This window comes from Kosakonia sp. SOY2 (assembly GCF_027109175.1).
GTDB lineage: Bacteria > Pseudomonadota > Gammaproteobacteria > Enterobacterales > Enterobacteriaceae > Kosakonia.
In genome coordinates, this window is sequence record NZ_JAPVXH010000001.1 from 1,906,981 (window position 1) to 1,926,474 (window position 19,494).

The window sequence follows — 19,494 nt, forward strand, 5'->3', positions numbered from 1 at the left end:
CGCCTTCGGTGAAGGCGGCATTTTTATTACGCCAGCGCTTTGCTGACTTTCTCGTACAGATCGCCGGAAAGGTTCGGCAACGCTTTTAACTGCTCCAGCGCCGCACGCATCATCGCCTGACGTTTAGCGTCATAGCGTTTCAGGCGGATCAGCGGCTCAATCAGACGCGATGCCACTTGCGGGTTACGGCTGTTCAGCTCGGTTAGCATTTCCGCCAGGAACTGATAGCCGCTACCATCCAGCGCATGGAACGCTGCCAGGTTGCTGCTGGCGAAAGCGCCAATCAGCGAGCGGATGCGGTTCGGGTTGCTGAGGGTGAACGAGCGGTGTTTCAACAGGCTGCGCACCGTTTGCAGCACATCTTTCGCCGGGCTGGTGGCCTGCAGAATAAACCATTTATCCATCACCAGACCGTCGTGATGCCATTTGTCATCGTACTCCTGCATCAGCGCATCGCGGCACGGCAGTTGCGCGGCAACCGCCGCCGAAAGCGCCGCCAGCGCATCCGTCATATTATCTGCGTCGTGATACTGCTGGCTCACCAGTTTGTCTGCCAGTTGCGCATCGCCAAACGCCAGGTAACGTAAGCACGTGTTACGCAAAGAGCGTTTGCCGATATCCGCATGTTCAACGCGGTAGCTATCGAGTTTGTGCGCGTTGTACACCGCCAGACACTCATCCGCAAGTTCGGTGGCAAGCGTGCGCGTCAGCGCTTCGCGTACCGCCGCGATGGCCACAGGATCGATGGTTTCAAACAGTTCGGCGATCTCATTTGCCGACGGCAGCGTCAGGATCTCTGCGGCAAGCGCAGGATCAATCGTCTCGTCCAGCAGGATCGCGCGAAACGCATCCGCGACATGCAGTGGCAGCGACAGCGCCTGGCCCTGCTGATGGCGCGCAACGTTCAGTTTAATGTGTGTAGCCAGCAGGCTTTGCGCCGCATCCCAGCGGGAGAAATCGTTACTGGCGTGGCGCATCAGGAAGGTCAGCTGCTGATCGCTCCATTTATATTCCAGCTTCACCGGCGCAGAGAATTCACGCAGCAGCGACGGCACCGGCTGGAAATAGACGTTATCAAAGATAAAGGTCTGTTCCGCCTGAGTGACGTTCAGGACGTTATGTACCGGGTGCCCGTCTTTCTGCAACGGGATCACTTTACCTTCGTTATCGTAAAGTTCGATATCGAACGGGATATGCAGCGGCAGTTTGTCTTGCTGTTCGGCGGTCGGTGGTGTGCGCTGGCTGATGGTCAACGTGTATTGCTCAGTGTTCGGGTTGTAATCATCGTGCACCGTCACCACTGGCGTACCGGCCTGGCTGTACCAGCGGCGGAAATGCGACAGATCGATGTTTGACGCATCCTCCATGGCCTGCACGAAATCGTCGCAGGTCGCCGCGCTACCGTCATGACGCTCAAAATAGAGCTGCATCCCTTTCTGGAAATTCTCTTCGCCAAGCAGCGTATGCATCATGCGAATAACTTCCGCGCCCTTTTCATACACCGTCAGGGTATAGAAGTTATTCATTTCAATAACTTTATCCGGGCGGATCGGGTGCGCCATCGGGCTGGCGTCTTCGGCGAACTGCAGACCACGCATGGTGCGCACATTATTAATGCGGTTTACCGCACGGGAGCCCAGGTCAGAGCTGAACTCCTGATCGCGGAACACCGTCAGGCCCTCTTTCAGGCTGAGCTGGAACCAGTCACGGCAGGTTACGCGGTTACCGGTCCAGTTATGGAAGTATTCGTGACCAATGACGCGCTCGATATCAAGGTAATCTTTATCGGTAGCGGTATCGGTGCGGGCAAGCACGTATTTCGAGTTGAAGATGTTCAACCCTTTGTTTTCCATGGCACCCATATTGAAGAAGTCGACAGCGACAATCATATAGATGTCGAGATCGTATTCGAGGCCGAAACGCTGTTCGTCCCACTTCATAGAATTTTTCAGCGAGGTCATCGCCCACGGTGCACGATCGAGGTTGCCGCGATCGACATATAGCTCCAGCGCCACTTCACGCCCGGAACGGGTGGTGAATGTGTCGCGCAGCACGTCGAAATCTCCGGCGACCAGCGCAAACAGATAGCAGGGTTTCGGGAACGGATCCTGCCACTGTACCCAGTGACGACCATTCTTCAGTTCGCCCTGATCAACGCGGTTGCCGTTAGAGAGCAGGAACGGATAGCGGGTTTTATCGGCAATCAGCTTGGTGGTAAAACGCGCCAGCACATCCGGGCGGTCCAGGTACCAGGTAATATGGCGGAAGCCTTCCGCTTCACACTGCGTACACAGCGCTTCACCGGACTGGTACAGCCCTTCGAGCGCGGTATTCGCGGCCGGGCTTATTTCATTCACAATGCGCAAGGTAAAACGCTCTGGCAAACCATCGATCACCAGTTGGGAGCCTTCTTCTTTATAGTTGGTCCAGGGCTCATCATTTACATGAATGGAAATCAGGGTCAGCTCGCCGCCATCCAGGCGCAGCGGCACAGCAGAGGCGCTATGGCGTGACACTTTGCTCAGCGCAGTGACGACGGTTTTGGCGGCGTCAAGGTCAAAGGTCAAGTCAATATCGCTAATCAGGTAGTCCGGCGCACGGTAGTCGTGACGGTATTTGGCTTGTGGCTGTTGTGTCATAAAAAACCTTTAGCATCTTCTGTTGGTTACGACTCCAGTCTATTCCGGTTGCCGCAAACGCGCCACGCAGAATCTTCATCTTTTCAGAGGGAAAAGCTCTGTCTGCTACATTTTTATAACAGTCGGCACGAAATGCCATCGACCCATTCAACGCCTTATGGTGTGATCAGGGTTCAATAACCAGGTAAACAAGGTATACTCCAGCGACATTCTGCTTTGTTTATTGTACTAAACGCTCCTGTAAGAGGATGCTACTGCGCACCATGACTCAACTCGCTTTCTCAGGTCTGCAAACGCTGCTGGATACCGACGCTTACAAGCTGCACATGCAGCAAGCGGTGTTTCACCACTATTATGACGTGCATGTGTCGGCTGAATTCCGCTGTCGCGGCGATGACCTGCTCGGTATCTACGCAGATGCGATTCGCGAACAGGTCGACGCGATGCAATCGTTGCGTCTGCACGATGACGAGTATCTGTGGCTGTCCGGCCTCCCCTTCTTTCAGCCTGATTACCTTAACTGGCTACGTCATTTTCGTTATGACCCGCGCCAGGTCACGATTACTAACGACAACGGCAAGCTGCATATCAGCCTTTCCGGCCCGTGGCGCGAAGTGATCATGTGGGAAGTACCGCTGCTGGCAGTGATCAGTGAAGTGGTTCACCGCTGCCGTTCGCCACAGACTGGCGTGCAGCAGGCTCTGCTGCATCTGGAAGAGAAACTGGCGGATTTCGCTGCGCGCACCGCGCAGGTAGATATGTCCGGTTTCCGTCTGATGGATTTCGGTACGCGCCGCCGTTTCTCCCGCGATGTGCAACAAGCGATAGTCGAACGGTTGCAACAAGAACCCTGGTTTATTGGCACCAGTAATTATGACCTGGCCCGCCGGCTGTCGCTGACCCCCATGGGCACCCAGGCGCATGAGTGGTTCCAGGCACACCAACAGATCAGCCCCGATTTGGCCACCAGCCAGCGCGCGGCACTCGCGGCCTGGCTTGAGGAGTATCCAAACCAACTGGGGATTGCGTTAACAGACTGCATTACGATGGATGCGTTTTTACGTGACTTCGGTCCGGAATTCGCAACCCGTTACCAGGGTCTGCGCCATGATTCTGGCGATCCGGTGGAATGGGGCGAAAAAGCGATTTCCCACTATGAAAAACTCGGCATCGATCCTCTGTCGAAGACGCTAATATTCTCGGATAATCTCGATCTGAACAAAGCGCTGGATCTCTATTGCCATTTTGCCGATCGCGTCAAGCTGGGCTTTGGTATCGGAACGCGCCTGACATGTGATATTCCCGGCGTAAAACCGCTGAATATTGTTATTAAGCTCGTTGAGTGCAACGGAAAACCGGTAGCAAAATTATCCGACAGCCCCGGGAAAACTATCTGCCATGACAAGGCGTTTGTTCGCGCCTTACGCGAAGCGTTTGACCTGCCGCAGGTCAAAAAAGCCAGTTAATAGCTGGGAGCCTGGGAGCTCCCTTCTTTTTTGCCAATAATTTATTAATTGTTCCTGCGAATTCTGCTTGTCTGATGGCGTACGCCAGGTAACATAGATATCCCCCCTAATCGGGCGGACAAGTGTTTATTTTTTCCGACTATTAACAGAGAGAATATTATGAGCGTTGTGCCTGTAGCCGACGTATTCCATAGCCGCGTGGCCGTTGACAGTGAAGTCACCGTACGCGGATGGGTACGCACCCGCCGAGATTCTAAAGCTGGTATCTCCTTCCTCGCCGTTTATGACGGCTCCTGCTTTAATCCTGTACAGGCCGTTATTAATAATTCTCTGCCCAATTACCATGACGAAGTGCTGCGTCTGACCACCGGTTGCTCCGTTATCGTCACCGGCAAAGTCGTGGCGTCACCGGGCGAAGGCCAGAGTCTGGAAATTCAGGCGACCTCTGTCGACGTCACCGGCTGGGTTGAAGATCCGGATACCTACCCGATGGCGGCAAAGCGCCACAGTATCGAATATCTGCGTGAAGTTGCTCACCTGCGCCCGCGCACTAACCTGATTGGCGCGGTTGCGCGCGTTCGCCACACGCTGGCGCAGGCGCTGCATCGTTTCTTCGACGAACAAGGTTTCTTCTGGGTATCTGCGCCGCTTATTACCGCGTCGGATACCGAAGGCGCAGGCGAAATGTTCCGTGTCTCCACGCTGGATATGGAAAACCTGCCGCGTACTGCGGAAGGCAAAGTCGATTTTGATAAAGATTTCTTTGGTAAAGAAGCTTTCCTGACCGTTTCCGGCCAGTTGAATGCGGAAACCTATGCCTGTGCCCTGTCCAAGGTTTATACCTTCGGCCCGACGTTCCGCGCGGAGAACTCCAACACCAGCCGTCACCTGGCTGAATTCTGGATGCTGGAACCAGAAATCGCTTTCGCCGATCTCGACGATAACGCCCGTCTGGCTGAAGCGATGCTGAAATACGCCTTTAAAGCGGTGCTGGAAGAGCGTCTGGACGACCTGAAATTCTTTGAAGAGCGCGTGGACAAAGACGCGATTGGCCGTCTGGAGCGTTTCATCGCGGCAGATTTCGCTCAGGTTGATTACACCGATGCGGTCGCCATTCTCGAAAAATGCGGTGAGAAGTTCGAGAACCCGGTGTACTGGGGCGTTGACCTGGCTTCTGAACATGAACGTTACCTGGCCGAGAAACACTTCAAAGCACCGGTGGTGGTGAAAAACTACCCGAAAGATATTAAAGCGTTCTATATGCGTCTTAACGAAGATGGTAAAACCGTGGCGGCGATGGATGTGCTCGCGCCGGGTATCGGTGAAATCATCGGCGGTTCGCAGCGTGAAGAGCGTCTTGATGTCCTGGATGCCCGTATGGCAGAAATGGGACTGAATAAAGAAGATTACTGGTGGTATCGCGATCTGCGCCGTTACGGCACTGTACCGCACTCCGGCTTCGGTCTGGGTTTTGAACGCCTGATAGCTTATGTAACCGGCGTACAGAACGTGCGTGATGTGATCCCTTTCCCGCGAACTCCGCGCTCCGCAACATTCTAATGTTCTCAAGGCCAGCGTTATCGCTGGCCTTGTTCATTTATGTGACGCCCGTCAACTTTTATTAACAGTTCACGAGTGTATCCACCAATCCCCGCCGCGTTTTTTACCCTTCTTTGCGCTTTCTTACACCTGAAAAACTTCTGTACATAAATCCCCCAAACCGTTTATTGCGGAATATGTCAGCCTGTTAATTAGCACTTTTGGTTAAAATACGCACAGCAATCTGGATGGCTAAATGCCGTTATAAGAAAAAACACGACACGCGCGTTTCGCGGATAAGAAAAGCCTTTAGCTTAATTAAATATAAGTAATTCATATAAATAGCAATGATATCGCTCATTAAACCAGCACCCGATGCTGAACTTTGAGATGGTTCACAAAGTTCCTCAAAATACACAAAATCTTACACAATATTTCTTTTTGTTACTGCTTTAAGACAGTTGTAGCACTTTCAGGGTAGCGAAACGTTGTTATGTTTGGAAAGATGCCTTTCAGACACAGAAAGACACCAAACTCTCATCAATAGTTCCGTAAATTTTTTTTGACGGAATTTATTGGCGGCAGTGGCAGGTGTTCAAAAAAACCAATGAGGGTAATAAATAATGATGAAGCGCAATATTCTGGCAGTGGTTATCCCTGCTCTGCTGGCAGCCGGTGCAGCTAACGCTGCAGAAATCTACAACAAAGACGGCAACAAAGTAGACATCTACGGTAAAGCTGTAGGTCTGCACTACTTCTCTAAAGACAACGGTGCTAACAGCTACGCTGGTAATGGCGACCAGACTTATGCACGCCTGGGTTTTAAAGGCGAAACCAAAATCAACGACCAACTGACCGGTTACGGCCAGTGGGAGTACAACTTCCAGGGTAACAACTCTGAAGGTGGTACCGATGCTCAAAGCGGTAACAAAACTCGTCTGGCATTTGCTGGTCTGAAATTCGGCGATTTCGGTTCTTTCGACTACGGTCGTAACTACGGTCTGGTATACGACGCAATCGGCGTAACCGATATGCTGCCAGAATTCGGTGGTGATACCGGAAACAGCGATAACTTCTTCTCTGGCCGTAACGGTGGTCTGGCGACTTACCGTAACCACAACTTCTTCGGCTTGGTTGATGGTCTGAACTTCGGCGTTCAGTACCTGGGTAAAAACGAGCGCGCTACAAAAATCACTGATGACGCGAGTGACATTACTCGTTCGAACGGCGACGGCTGGGCGACTTCTGTAAGCTATGACTTTGAAGGCTTTGGTATCGTTGGTGCTTACGGCGCAGCGGATCGTACCAATACTCAACAGGCCCTGACAACTTACGGTACAACAGGCGATAAAGCTGAGCAGTGGGCAACCGGTATCAAATACGATGCTAACAACATCTACCTGGCGGCACTGTACGGTGAAACTCGCAACGCGACCCGTCTGAAAACAACTCTGCCTGGTGACACTTCTGCTTCTAACGGTTACCTGAACAAAACTCAGGACTTCTCCGTCGTTGCACAGTACCAGTTCGACTTCGGTCTGCGTCCGTCCATCGCTTATTACAAATCTAAAGCGAAAGATGTTGAAGGTATCGGTAGCGAAGATTACATCAACTATGTTGAAGTTGGTGCTACCTACTACTTCAACAAAAACATGTCCACCTATGTTGACTACATCATCAACCAGATTGATAAAGACAACAAACTGGGCGTAGGTTCTGACGACACCGTAGCAGTAGGTATCGTTTACCAGTTCTAATCAGTCACCCTCGACTGTTATATGCATATTAAACAGGGCCTTTGGCCCTGTTTTTTTATGCCTGTAAGATAAATTACGATGAGTTTTGAAAAGCATCGCGCTTTTTATCGCAAACGGTTGGCAATTCCTGTGTCAGCCGTTAACCTGATAGCGGATCTCCCTTCTGTCATCAAAATGGAACCTCGTCATGTTTGAGAATATAACCGCCGCACCTGCCGACCCTATTCTGGGTCTGGCCGATCTGTTTCGCGCCGATGAACGCCCCAATAAAATCAACTTAGGCATCGGTGTCTATAAAGATGAAACCGGCAAGACCCCGGTGCTGACCAGCGTTAAAAAAGCCGAGCTTTATCTGCTGGAAAATGAAACCACCAAGAACTACCTCGGTATCGACGGTATTCCTGAGTTTGGCCGTTGCACGCAGGAACTGCTGTTCGGCAAAGGCAGCGCGATTATCAATGACAAACGTGCGCGCACCGCGCAAACGCCTGGCGGTACGGGTGGCCTGCGTGTGGCGGCAGATTTTCTCGCTAAAAACACCTCCGCAAAACGTGTCTGGGTGAGCAACCCGAGCTGGCCGAACCACAAAGGCGTATTTAACTCCGCCGGGTTGGAAGTGTGTGAATACGCTTATTACGACGCGCAAAATCATGCGCTGGACTTCGAGGGTCTACTGGCAAGCCTGAACAATGCCCAGGCAGGCGATGTGGTGCTGTTCCACGGTTGCTGCCATAACCCGACTGGTATCGATCCAACGCTGGAACAGTGGGAAACACTGGCGAAGCTGTCCGTTGAAAAAGGCTGGCTGCCACTGTTCGACTTCGCTTATCAGGGCTTTGCTCGCGGCCTCGAAGAAGATGCTGAAGGATTACGCGCATTTGCTGCGCTGCATAAAGAGCTGCTGGTTGCCAGTTCGTTCTCGAAAAACTTTGGTCTGTACAATGAACGCGTCGGTGCCTGCACATTGGTGAGCGCAGACGCGGAAAGCGCCGATCGCGCATTCAGCCAGATGAAAGCTGTTATCCGTGCCAACTACTCTAACCCGCCAGCACACGGCGCTTCCGTGGTTGCAACCATTCTCAGTAACGAGGCTCTGCGTGCCATTTGGGAGCAAGAGTTAACAGACATGCGCCAGCGCATTCAGCGTATGCGCCTGCTGTTTGTTAATACCTTGCAGGAGAAAGGGGCTAACCGCGATTTCAGCTTTATTACCAGACAGAACGGTATGTTCTCGTTCAGCGGCCTGAGCAAAGAGCAGGTGCTGCGCTTGCGTGAAGAGTTTGGTATCTACGCGGTTGCTTCAGGGCGCATTAACGTCGCGGGCATGACGCCGGATAATATGTCGCCGCTGTGCGAAGCTATCGTTGCCGTACTGTAAGTTACAGCAGCAACAAAAAGGGTCGCCGAAGCGACCCTTTTTTATTTACCAGACCGGTAATTCATCTTGCAGGAACGGATTGTGCAACCGCTCATTTCCCAGCGTAGACATCGGACCATGTCCGGGAAGGAAAGTAACATCATCACCCAGCGGCAACAATTTGCGCTTGATGGAATCAATCAATTGCCCATGGTTGCCCTTCGGGAAATCGCTGCGCCCTACGCCGCCTTTAAAAATCACATCGCCGGAAATCAGCAAACGAGATTGTGCATCAAAGAACACAATGTGCCCCGGCGTATGACCAGGACAGTGCAATACCTGCAGCGTTATTTTACCCACCGTTACGCTGTCGCCTTCATTTAACCAACGATCGGGCGTCAGCGGCTGGCACTCCTCCAGGCCAAACATCCGGCTTTGTGCCGGCAGGCCTTGCAGCCAGAACTCATCTTCTTTTTCCGGGCCGATAATCGGCACACCATAATGCTGCGCCAGTTCGGCTGCGGCACCAACATGATCAAGGTGACCATGCGTAAGCAGGATCTGCGTCAGCGTCACGCCTGAAGCGTCCACTTCCTGAATAATCCGTTCGGCGTCACCGCCGGGATCGACCACGGCGGCAAGTTGGGTCTGCTCACACCAGATAAGCGAACAATTCTGGGAGAACGCGGTAACCGGAATAATACGATAGTTCATACTGCTCCTGTAGCTCAGCCTGAGTTTTACCAGTGCCTTACCGGCCCGGTATCAATATGCACAAAGTTGCTGCTGGGGTAGTATCCTACACCACCCGCGCGCAGAGATAACGCGGCTTTGCGAATATTACTCAGCGAAATCCCTTCAATATGGAAATCCATGGCCTGACCTTTGGTGTGATAACTCTGTTTCGCCACACCGCGGCTGTGTGCGCGTAGTTCATTGTTGGTATCAACAGAACGGTAACCGGAGATCAGTTGCACTGGCTTGCGTGTTCCCAGCAGCCCTTGCAAACGGAAAAGATGGTCGAACAAACGAGGGTCGATGGTTTTGATTTTATTCGCGCGGTAATCACGGAAAAAATGATTAAGTTTTGCTAATTCATCCTGAATATAGCCCCTGCCATCGAAAAACTCAGCTTTAATAGATTCACCGGTATTCAGATTATTCAGCGTCAAAATACGCGGGCGCGGCGTGGAAAGGGTGGCAAAAGCCGGTGTTGGTAAGATGGCAGCACCGAGTGCGACCCCACCCAACGCCAGCAGTTTGCGGCGATTAGCGTCAAATTTATCCATGATAATAAATTCTACAGATAAGCAATGTTGAACAAAATTTATGCACTCGTATAGCGCACGAGAGGCACCTTACCGGGCAACAAACGCCACGTCAAGGCTGCCTCATCCCAGTAAATACGGGCTCTGTAGCCTCCAGAGCCCATTTTCTACCAGTTATTACGACAACACGCTGACTGAAACTGCTTCATTTATCTGATTAATTGTTCTGCTTTCGACAAGATTTGTGCACCCGATCGCGCCGTCAGATCATAATTGTAAATATCTGTACGATACTGCGTCCGCCCGTCAGCCCCGACAAAGGCGGTCAGGTAATAGAGATTGACCGGGATATCATGACGAATATTGACATAACGCGTATCTCCCTGTTTTAGCGCATCAGAAATCCGCGTATCGTTCCATCCCGCATCCTGCAACAGCATATTAGCGAGCTCAGAGGCTTTATTGACACGCACGCAGCCAGAGCTCAATGCCCGCGCCTCTTTCTGGAACAGATTATGGTTCGGCGTATCATGCAAATAGATAGCATCCGAGCTCGGCATATTGAACTTATAGCGTCCCAGCGAATTCTGAGCACCAGGAGCCTGCTGGAAACGGAATGGTAAGTTCGCAGGCGTGATGGTCGCCCAGTCAACCATGGACGGGTCGATCGCTTCCTTGCTGTTCCATCCTCGCAATACGGTATAACCGTGGCGCTCAAGATAAGCCGGATCGTTCCATACCTTCGGTAGAATATCCTTACGCGCCAGCGTTGGCGGCACGTTCCACGGCGGGTTAACCACCACGTTGTTCAGCGCGCTGCTCATCATCGGCGTTTTGCGGTCCGGACGGCCCACGATCACCCGTGATGCCAGCACCTGGTTACCGTTGAGGTAATAAACCAGCGAATATTCAGGAATGTTGACCATGATGCCGGTCGAAAGCGTACCCGGCAGCAAACGCAAGCGCTGGATATTCAGCGCCAGTAACCCGGCGCGCTGCGACGGACTTACGTTCAGCCAGTCGCGCGTCCCCTGGCCAATCACGCCATCCGCATGCAACCCTTGCCATGCCTGGAAACGTTTGACCGCTTCCACCAGTTGGCGGTCATATGCCGCGCGCGTCGGCTGCGCTTTTTTCACGTGCTGAGCCGAAGGGCTAACGGCGACGTTATCACCCGGTAAGGCGATATTTGATCCCCCCTCCAGCATACCGGTGCGCTGCAGGATCTCACGCAGTGCCAGAATATCATTGCTCCACTGCCCCGGACGCAACGTCACCGTGCTGGTGATTTGCGGCCACGGACGAGCATCGCCCACCAGCGCCAATAGTGACTGGTGCATAGCAGCATACTGCGGGTGATGTGGTGCAAGATGATCGATAAAACCAGGCAGAGATCCATTGTCCAGCGCCAGTTGCCACTGGTTAATGACCGAAATGGCAGGCGTTGTGAGTGCATAAGGTTTGTCGCTATAGAGCCAGCGCTGGCCCTTCGACTGGATCCCCGAGACAAAGTGCAAATATCCCAGCATCGCATCAGACAGCACAACATCGCGCGCCATGCCGGAAACCGCGGGATCGGTGAGTAATTCAACCCAGTTAGTAAATTGTGGCTGAAACCCTGCAATCGCTACTTCTGCCAGTTGCTGCTGAAACGCCTGCACCGCCTCGCGGTTATCCCACATCGGTTTTTGCCCGCGCGCGGCGTATAACGCAGCGAGCTGATCCATATAGACCGGCGTCCAGTTGGCTGGCAATTGCGACTGAAGCTGTGCGCGCACATCAGCAACGGAAACGCCAGAAGGGAAAGGTTTCACGCCGATCAACATCGCCGTCGCAGGCGATTGTTCCTGCGGCTGCGGCAGCACGGTTGGCTGCTCACCCGGCGTCGCCGAGCTATCCACCGGCACGATTTCAGGCTCATCGGCCTGCACACTAAACAGTGGAGCGAATGCGAATGCCAGGCATAAACTCAGCGCCGACATTCGACGACCATACGACTTCTTAAGCAACATCCCTTGCCCCCTGTTTCTCTTACATTGCTCGTGACAAATTCGTCACCTTTCTCTCAGTATATAAAGACAAAAAAGCATTTGCCTTCCCTAATGTAAAGAAGTTTAAAGATTAAACGCGGGCTGGCAATAGCTTTCGGCAAACAAAAAGGGCGACATTACTGTCGCCCTTTCGCATGTTACTTTCTTACGACGCATTCGCCGTGCCAGGAAGCGTTTCCGGAAGCTGAGCGGCAAAACCGCGCAGACCGACAACGTGCACATGCTCATGATTTTGCACGACTTTACGCACCAGCTTGTAGGTGGTGCCTTTTTCCGGGCTGATATTTTCCGGTGCCGCGATAATGAGCTGCATTTCCAGACGTTCGCACAGCTCAAACAGTGTTGCGATAGAGCGGGCGTCCAGACGTGCGGCTTCATCAAGGAACAGCAAGCGGCACGGAGAGATGTCTTTACCGCGCAGGCGACGCGCTTCATCTTCCCAACTCTGCACCACCATTACCAGAATCGACATCCCGGTACCAATCGCTTCACCGGTCGACAACGCACCAGATTCCGCGCGCAGCCAGCCGTCGGAACCACGGTTAACTTCTACTTCCATCTCAAGATAGTTGCGGTAGTCCAGCAACTCTTCGCCGATGGTTTGCGGTGTACGCTGACCCATATCGATTTGCGGATTCAGACGCTGATAAAGTTTCGCCAGTGCTTCCGAGAAGGTCAGGCGGCTGCTGTTAAACAGATCCTGATGCTGCTCGTGCTGCTCAGAAAGCACCGTCAACAATGTGGCATGGGTTTCCCGCACATTCACATTCAGACGCACGCTATTCACCTGGCCGAAGGAGACACTTTGCAGCCCCTGGTTCAGCATACGTATACGGTTCTGCTCGCGCTGAATGGTTTTGCGAATAATGTTCGCCACGCTGCGCGAGCTGATCGCCAGCTTCTGTTCACGGGACGTCAGCTCTTCCGTCAGGCGGCTAAGCTCGATCTCCATCTGTTCGATGGCTTCAACCGGATCATCAGTACGAATAATATCCTGGCGGATACGCTCACGCAGATGCTGATACACCGCGACAAAGAACTGGATCTTGCGCTCCGGTCGTTTCGGATCCTCGGAAAGACGCAGCACATCGCGTAAATGTTCGTTATCCGCAACTGCCGGACGCAGAGCACCGAGCGCCTTATCCGACATCGAGCGTAATTCATCGGCAGAAAGGTAGGCCAGCTCGCGGCGGTGCAGACGGCGTTCAACACCGCTGTCTTTCACCATGCGCATCACCGCGCACCATCCTGCTTTCGCGGTAACCACCTGTTCACGCATTTCATGGTAATCGCGTTCCAGACGGCGCAATTTACGCGTCAGGTTATCCATCTCCGCTTCGCAGAAGGTGATGGCTTTTTCCAGCTGGTTACGGCGTGCGCGGTTACCGGAGAGCTGTGCATGCAGCTCGTCACGACGGATACGCGCCCGTTCTTCTGCTCCACTGTCGGCGCGAACGCCAATATCCTGCAACTCTTTTTGCAGATCGTTGAGCAGCTCTTTTTTGGTATCGAACGAACTCTTCAGCGAAGCCAGTACCTGGTTGTACTGGCTGTATTGCGCGGCATGGCTACGCATCGCTTCACGCGCTTTGGTACGCTCCGCTTCTGCCTGTTCCAGGCGCTGGCGCAGTTTTTCGTTGAGATCGTTATTACCGTTAAACATTTCAGCGGCATCGGAGTAGCTGAAGTGCGCACGGCGCTGTACCACTTCCGCCAGGGCGAACGCTTGTTGGCGGGCATCACGCTGCACCTGCTGCGAGGTGGCATAATCTGCCTTTAACTGCTCAAACTGTTCCGGATCGCTTTGCAGTACGGATACAACCGGTTCGAGTTTCGCCAGTTGATTGCCAAACTGCTGAATAAACCGCGCCGCTTCCTGTGCTTCGTCCAGGCGTTCCTGAATTTCATCCACGCGATCGGCAAGGGTATCGTCAGCCAGCAGATTAATACGCGGCAGCAAGCGGTTAAGCTGGGCAACGCCCTCTTTCGCCTGTTCGAACTGCACGCGGTTTTGCTGGTTGTCATTTTCATGGTTACTGATTGCGCGCTCCAGCTCGCCACGGCGGCTGCTGAGAGTGCGAATTTCCGCTTCCGGATCGTCCTCAAAGGCTACCGCCAGGTGGCTACCGATAAAGCGGCTGAATGCCTGATGCAGGCGCTGCGTTTTCTGCACATCAAAAGAGAGCGTGGCAAAACGCTCTGCCAGCGCTTCACGCTCTGCATGCAGGCTTTCGATACGGCTCTCGCGCGCCGCGCGGCCAAACAGCGGCAGCGTCGGGAAGCGTGAATAACGCCACTGGCGATCGGCGATTTTCACCACCACCGCTTTTTCCAGCTCATCAACGCTAAACACGCTGTCATCGAAGGATTGCGGGTCCCCTTCGATCAGATAGAGATCTTCCGGGCAGTCTTCCAGACCTTCCAGCATTTCGGCGACCTGCGACAGATCCGGCACCACAATCGCATGACGCGATGGCCCGTATAGCGCGGAGTAATACGGCGCATCGTCAATGCTGACATCGTCATAGATTTCCGACAGCAGTACACCGCCAAAACGCTCCGCCAGCGCATTGAGACGGCCATCTTCGGCACCGCCAGGCTGGCTTAAACGTTCGATTTCATCATCGACAGCACGTTTACGCGCGCCCACTTCATCGCGCTCAACGATGGCTTCGCGCTCACGCTCAAGCAGTTGTTGCAGATACTCTGTCACGTCCTGCCCGGACTCGAACTGCTCACCGCTTTGCTCGCACAGTTGCGTCAGATTGCTCTGCGCCGCCAGCCATATCGGCGCACGTTTGGTCAGCGATTGAATACGAGACTGTAATTGTTCCAGTTCCTGACGCATCGCCATGCGCTGCTCACCAGCGGCGGAAACGTTGTCAGAGAGTGCGGCGATTTGCGCTTCCAGTTCCTGGTGCAGCGCTTCAAGATCGTCTGCGTCATACTGTTTGCCCTGGCGCTTGCAGAACTCAGCCAGCAAACGCTCGGCATCCTGCTGCTCACGCAGACGCTGTTCCAGCTCATTCAGACGCATACGCAGCGGCTGTACCTGCTCGGCCAGGTGGCGCTGGTTAACGCCCTCCCGCAGCAGCTCACGCGCCACATCCCAGGCTTCGTTACGCGCCAGCGGGCCGTTAATCGCAGCTACCAGTTGGTACGCCTGCTCGAACTGGCTGTGCGCGGTTTGCGCCACGCTTAATTTCTGATCCAGCGACAGCAGTTTTTCCGTCGCTTCCTGCTCTTTCGCCTGGAAAGTTTCCAGCCATTCGTCGGCGCTTTCCGGCGTCAAATCCGGCAGGTTGCATAACTCTCTTGCTCGCTGTAACGCCTGCAACGCCTGGTTGTACTGAATGGCGCGAGTTTGCTGGACATCCAGCGCTTGCTGGTAATCGGCAAGCTGGCTTTTCAGCTCATCCACTTCAAGCTCGGCGGCTTCCGCGCGGGCTTCGTTCTCTTCCTGACGCTCGGCGGCTTCGGCCACCACTTCATGCTGCTCTTCAAGGCGAACTTGCAGTTCGTCGAGATCCGCTTCGTAGCGCTCGATTTTTTCCTGCTGGCGCAGCGCGGTTTGCACCAGATTCAGGTGATCGCTGGCGGCCTGATAGTCGGCCTCCAGATCTCCTTCCGCACCGCTATGCTCTGAGAGTTCGCGCGCCATATCGACATGCTTATATTGCTCTGCCGCCAGTTGCTGGCGCGAGGTAAACAGATCGCGACGAAACTCGAGCGCTTTGTCCAGATGCACCCGCCGTTCGTTGGCGTGGCGCATATAGTCCGCCGCCACATAGTTGGTGGCTTCGCTGATGAGATGCTTAAACAGATCGCGATCCGACTGAGTCACGCGAATCGCTTCCAACGTCATGCGGTTTTCACGCAGTGCCGCTTCCATATCCTGGAACGCTTTGCGCACGCCGCTGTTTTCCGGCAGCAAATAGTCGCGCAGCGAACGGGTAATGGCGCTGGAGATCCCGCCGTACAGCGAAGCCTCAATCAGACGATAGAACTTGCTACGATCCGAGGCCGAACGTAAACGACGCGCGACAATCCCTAAGTCAAACATCAGCGCATGGTAATCGGTGATGGAGTTGAACTGCTTGAACTGCACCCCTTCCATCGTATCCAGCTTGTCTTTCACTTCCTGCAGAGAAAGCACGCGCGCCTGACGCTCATTCAGCGTTTCCGTCAACAGCTGCGTTGGCAGCATCGAGGTAGGCAAGCCCTGAATCGCAAACGGTTTGATATCCACTTTGCGGTCGCGACCGGCGACCTGTTGCAAACGCACCCCCACCAGCACGCGCTGATGGCGGGAGTTGATCACATCCAGCACCGAGTAACAGACACCGGCTTTCAATTTACCGTGCAGGCCTTTATCACGCGAACCCGAGGTCGCGCCCGCTTCGGTGGTGTTACGGAAGTGCAGCAGCGTCAAATCCGGAATCAATGCCGTAACAAAAGCGGCCATTGTGGTCGATTTGCCGGCGCCGTTGCCCCCGGAGAGCGTTGTCACCAGCTCATCCAGGTCAAACGTACGGGCAAAAAAGCCGTTCCAGTTAATCAGCGTCAGCGAACGAAATTTACCGCGATCAATCATTACTCTTCCTCCGAGCTATCCGGCTGATTATCTTCAGGCTCATCATTGAGCTGCAGATGGTTTTCGACAGGCATCGCTTCACCGTCGCGGATCATGCGCAGCTGCGCTTCACGCGCATCATCGCCCGAGCGCACATCTGCGCCAAAGCGGAACACGGACTCCGTGATACGGAACTTGCTGCTGTCGTTACCCATAAACCAGATCATGCCGAGACGGCGCAGGCGGTTCAGCGAAGAGCGTACCTTTTCCTGCAGCTTTTGTCGGTCAAGATCGGAACCGGTAGAACGGTTATTCACCAGCTTCAGCAGCTTCGCTTCATCCGCCAGCGACAACAGCTCGTCGTAAAGCTCCTGCTGGGTGAAGATCCCTTCATTTGCCAGACGCTCCGGGCTGAGATAGAGATAGCAAAGAATTTTACCCACCATCATATCCAGCTCGGAAAGCACCGAGCGCGGGATAAGCGTGGTGGAGCGCGGGCGTAGATAGAAAAAACCTTCCGGTGCGCGGATCAGCTCAACGTTGTAGCGCGCGTAAAACTCTTCCAGATACTCCTGGAAATCCATTAAAAAAGCGTGATTGTCCAGCTCGTCGAGGCCGATATGTCGCCCTGAGCGCAATGCGCTGTCCAGTGCCGGAAACAGAGAGTTAGCCAACGCCTGTGCCAGTTTAACCGGCATCACTTGTTCAATATTTGTCGATGACATGCGCCTGTACCTTGGCTCCGTAATCATTAATCGGCTGCCACTTCGGCGGCAGTCCGGTGAAATCTGCTTGCGCTACGCCAAGACGTACCGCCTGATCAACCACGATGCGCGCGATGTCGAAATGACGAACACGCGGATATTGCGCCAGATACTCGCGCGCCACCAGGCCGAGATCCAGCGGCACGCTTTTGGTCTTATAAATTGCCAGTTGCTGCTCAATAAGCGCCGCCAGCTGTTCGCGAATTTCGTTAAACTCTTCGTACTCCAGATCCGGCGGCAACTCACCTGTGACTTCTTCATCACGCAGCGCCATCTCTTCATCGCGCATGTCCAGCAGCCTGTCGGCGCTGGCGTAGGTTAACGCCCACGGCGCATCGAAATAGGATTGTACCGACTGACGCAAACGCTGGGCAAAGACGCGGTTCTTATCCATATCGATAGCGGTACGGATAAATTTGTGTACGTGGCGATCGTAACCAATCCACAGATCGATGGCCTGCTGGCCCCAGCTCACAATACGATCCAGCTTACTTTGCAGGTTGAAGACCAGTTGATCGAGGAACTCGAGATCATCGCGTCCAAGGGTCGCATCCTGAATGCTCAACAGGTTGGTCTGCAATTTATCCCCGGCGGCATCGAGCGTATCCTGCAGTTCGCGTAACGTACCGGAGGTTTCAGACAGCAGCAATTCACAACTGGAGATGGCCGCGCGCCAGTCTTTATTCAGCAGTTGTGCAATATCATCTTTGACCTGTTGCTGCTGTTCATCCATCAGGCGCTGAGTCAGATCGATGCTGTCAAAAATCTCCGCGACTGAGTATTTCAGCGGCGCGTAAACATTGCGATGCCAGTGAAATTCGTCTCCGCCTTCCTGTGCCGCATCTGCGGCGCGTTTTAACTCGCTGGCCACAATGGAAAGCTGCATAGAAAGACGCAGCGTGGAGAACTCGCGCTGGCGAATGTAGTAATCAGTAATGCCAATGCCCAGCGGCGTCAGACGGTAGATGGCATTGCCCTCCACCAGCTCACTGGTAAAGCGATTTAACAAACGCTGGCGCACCAGGTCGTTTATGGCGTTATTCGCGCGCTGAGTAATGGTTTCACTGGTTTGCTCGAACGCATCGCTCACATGGCGAAAGGCATCGACCAGTTCACCTTCGTTCATTTCCCCATCCAGACGCTCACCATTGAGCGTGGCGATGGCCAGCAAAAAAGAGAGCCTGTCGACCGGCAGCGAGATGGAGAAATCATTTTTCCTGGCCCAGGCAACCAGTTCGGGGACTGTCTGGGAAAATTCACTCATCGTTTGTCCTTTCATCGATTTGCGGCTTAAGCGCGGTCACGTGAATATAGCGGCCAAGGCTAATATAGGGTTCCTGGCGGCAATAGCGTGTTTCCAGTTCAAGTAACGCGTCAAAGCAGTCATGCTGCTGGTGTTTTTCGCGCAGATAATCGTGAAACACGCGCACACCCGTTTTGCCCGTTATCTGCCAGCCAATCTGTTCGAGCCAGCCATAAACATCCGCAGGAGCACGCGGAAAATCCGGGGAAAGGGTACGTTTTTTGCGCTTCGGCATACCGACTTTCACATAGTCAAAATTTCCTGCCACCATGTTGTGCATCAGCAAGCCGTCGGCATTGTAAAACATTAATGACAACGCGCCGCCGGGGCGCAACACCGACCACAATATTTGCAATACAAGAACCGGTTCTGCGACCCATTCCAGCACAGCATGGAACAATATCAGATCAACTGGCGATTCCAAATGCTGAGCAACGTCCTGAACGGCGCATTGTATAAAATGCATGTTACCGCTCACACCTTTCTCTTCTGCCGCCGCCTGGGCACGTGTGATCATCGCTTTCGACACATCACAGAGCGTGACGTGATGACCCAACTGCGCCATGCGAATCGCCGTCTGGCCTTCCCCACCGCCAGCATCCAGCACACGCAATGGCTGGTTGCCCATCCGGGCCAACAGTGCATCAAGATCCTGCCACAGAATCGCCTGACGTAGCTGACCTTTAGTCGTGCCGTAGATGTTGCGCGAGAACTTCTCGGCAATATCGTCGAAATTGCGATCCTTCATGGGTGCTCCACGCTCCTGGCAAAACCGCT

General features: G+C 53.7%; 12 protein-coding genes. 4 read left to right on the forward strand and 8 right to left on the reverse strand.

Annotation, left to right across the window (positions count from 1 at the left end; translation table 11 throughout):
• Positions 1–26: 26 nt before the first annotated feature.
• A complete protein-coding gene (gene pepN, locus O3S68_RS09085; RefSeq protein WP_269231339.1) occupies positions 27–2,639 on the reverse strand; it encodes an aminopeptidase N in 2,613 nt (870 codons plus the stop codon).
• A gap of 263 nt (positions 2,640–2,902) precedes the next feature.
• Between pepN and pncB the strand changes: the two genes are divergently transcribed.
• From pncB to O3S68_RS09105, 4 genes are all read left to right on the forward strand, one after another.
• Positions 2,903–4,105 carry a nicotinate phosphoribosyltransferase gene (gene pncB, locus O3S68_RS09090; RefSeq protein WP_269231340.1) on the forward strand — a complete coding sequence of 401 codons (1,203 nt, stop codon included), beginning with the start codon at positions 2,903–2,905 and terminating at the stop codon, positions 4,103–4,105.
• A gap of 159 nt (positions 4,106–4,264) precedes the next feature.
• Complete coding sequence (gene asnS / locus O3S68_RS09095; protein WP_045506708.1) at positions 4,265–5,665, forward strand: asparagine--tRNA ligase; 1,401 nt, start codon at positions 4,265–4,267, stop codon at positions 5,663–5,665.
• Between the two features lie 602 nt (positions 5,666–6,267).
• Positions 6,268–7,401 (forward strand): porin OmpF, encoded by a 1,134-nt coding sequence (ompF, locus tag O3S68_RS09100; RefSeq protein ID WP_269231341.1) that lies wholly within the window; start codon positions 6,268–6,270, stop codon positions 7,399–7,401.
• 187 nt (positions 7,402–7,588) lie between these two features.
• On the forward strand, positions 7,589–8,779 hold the full coding sequence (locus O3S68_RS09105) for an amino acid aminotransferase (protein WP_269231342.1): 1,191 nt from the start codon (positions 7,589–7,591) through the stop codon (positions 8,777–8,779).
• A gap of 45 nt (positions 8,780–8,824) precedes the next feature.
• Here O3S68_RS09105 and O3S68_RS09110 read toward each other — a convergent pair whose 3' ends face one another.
• The 7 genes from O3S68_RS09110 to cmoM all read right to left on the reverse strand — a co-directional run bounded on the left by O3S68_RS09110 (position 8,825) and on the right by cmoM (position 19,465).
• On the reverse strand, positions 8,825–9,472 hold the full coding sequence (locus tag O3S68_RS09110; protein ID WP_045506700.1) for an MBL fold metallo-hydrolase: 648 nt from the start codon (positions 9,470–9,472) through the stop codon (positions 8,825–8,827).
• A 26-nt stretch (positions 9,473–9,498) separates the two neighbouring features.
• Complete coding sequence (locus O3S68_RS09115) at positions 9,499–10,047, reverse strand: YcbK family protein (protein ID WP_020457248.1); 549 nt, start codon at positions 10,045–10,047, stop codon at positions 9,499–9,501.
• Between the two features lie 188 nt (positions 10,048–10,235).
• The gene (gene ldtD / locus O3S68_RS09120; protein ID WP_269231343.1) at positions 10,236–12,038 is read right to left on the reverse strand and encodes a L,D-transpeptidase; all 1,803 of its coding nucleotides are present in this window, start codon (positions 12,036–12,038) and stop codon (positions 10,236–10,238) included.
• A gap of 184 nt (positions 12,039–12,222) precedes the next feature.
• Positions 12,223–16,671 (reverse strand): chromosome partition protein MukB, encoded by a 4,449-nt coding sequence (gene mukB, locus O3S68_RS09125; RefSeq protein ID WP_269231344.1) that lies wholly within the window; start codon positions 16,669–16,671, stop codon positions 12,223–12,225.
• Entirely contained in the window at positions 16,671–17,375 is a 705-nt protein-coding gene (mukE, locus tag O3S68_RS09130; RefSeq protein ID WP_045506691.1) for a chromosome partition protein MukE, read from the reverse strand. The genes mukB and mukE overlap by 1 nt, the downstream gene beginning before the upstream one ends.
• Positions 17,356–18,678 (reverse strand): chromosome partition protein MukF, encoded by a 1,323-nt coding sequence (gene mukF / locus O3S68_RS09135; RefSeq protein ID WP_269231345.1) that lies wholly within the window; start codon positions 18,676–18,678, stop codon positions 17,356–17,358. Before mukF ends, mukE begins: the two co-directional genes overlap by 20 nt.
• Complete coding sequence (gene cmoM, locus O3S68_RS09140) at positions 18,671–19,465, reverse strand: tRNA uridine 5-oxyacetic acid(34) methyltransferase CmoM (RefSeq protein ID WP_269231346.1); 795 nt, start codon at positions 19,463–19,465, stop codon at positions 18,671–18,673. Before cmoM ends, mukF begins: the two co-directional genes overlap by 8 nt.
• Between the last annotated feature and the right edge of the window lie 29 nt (positions 19,466–19,494).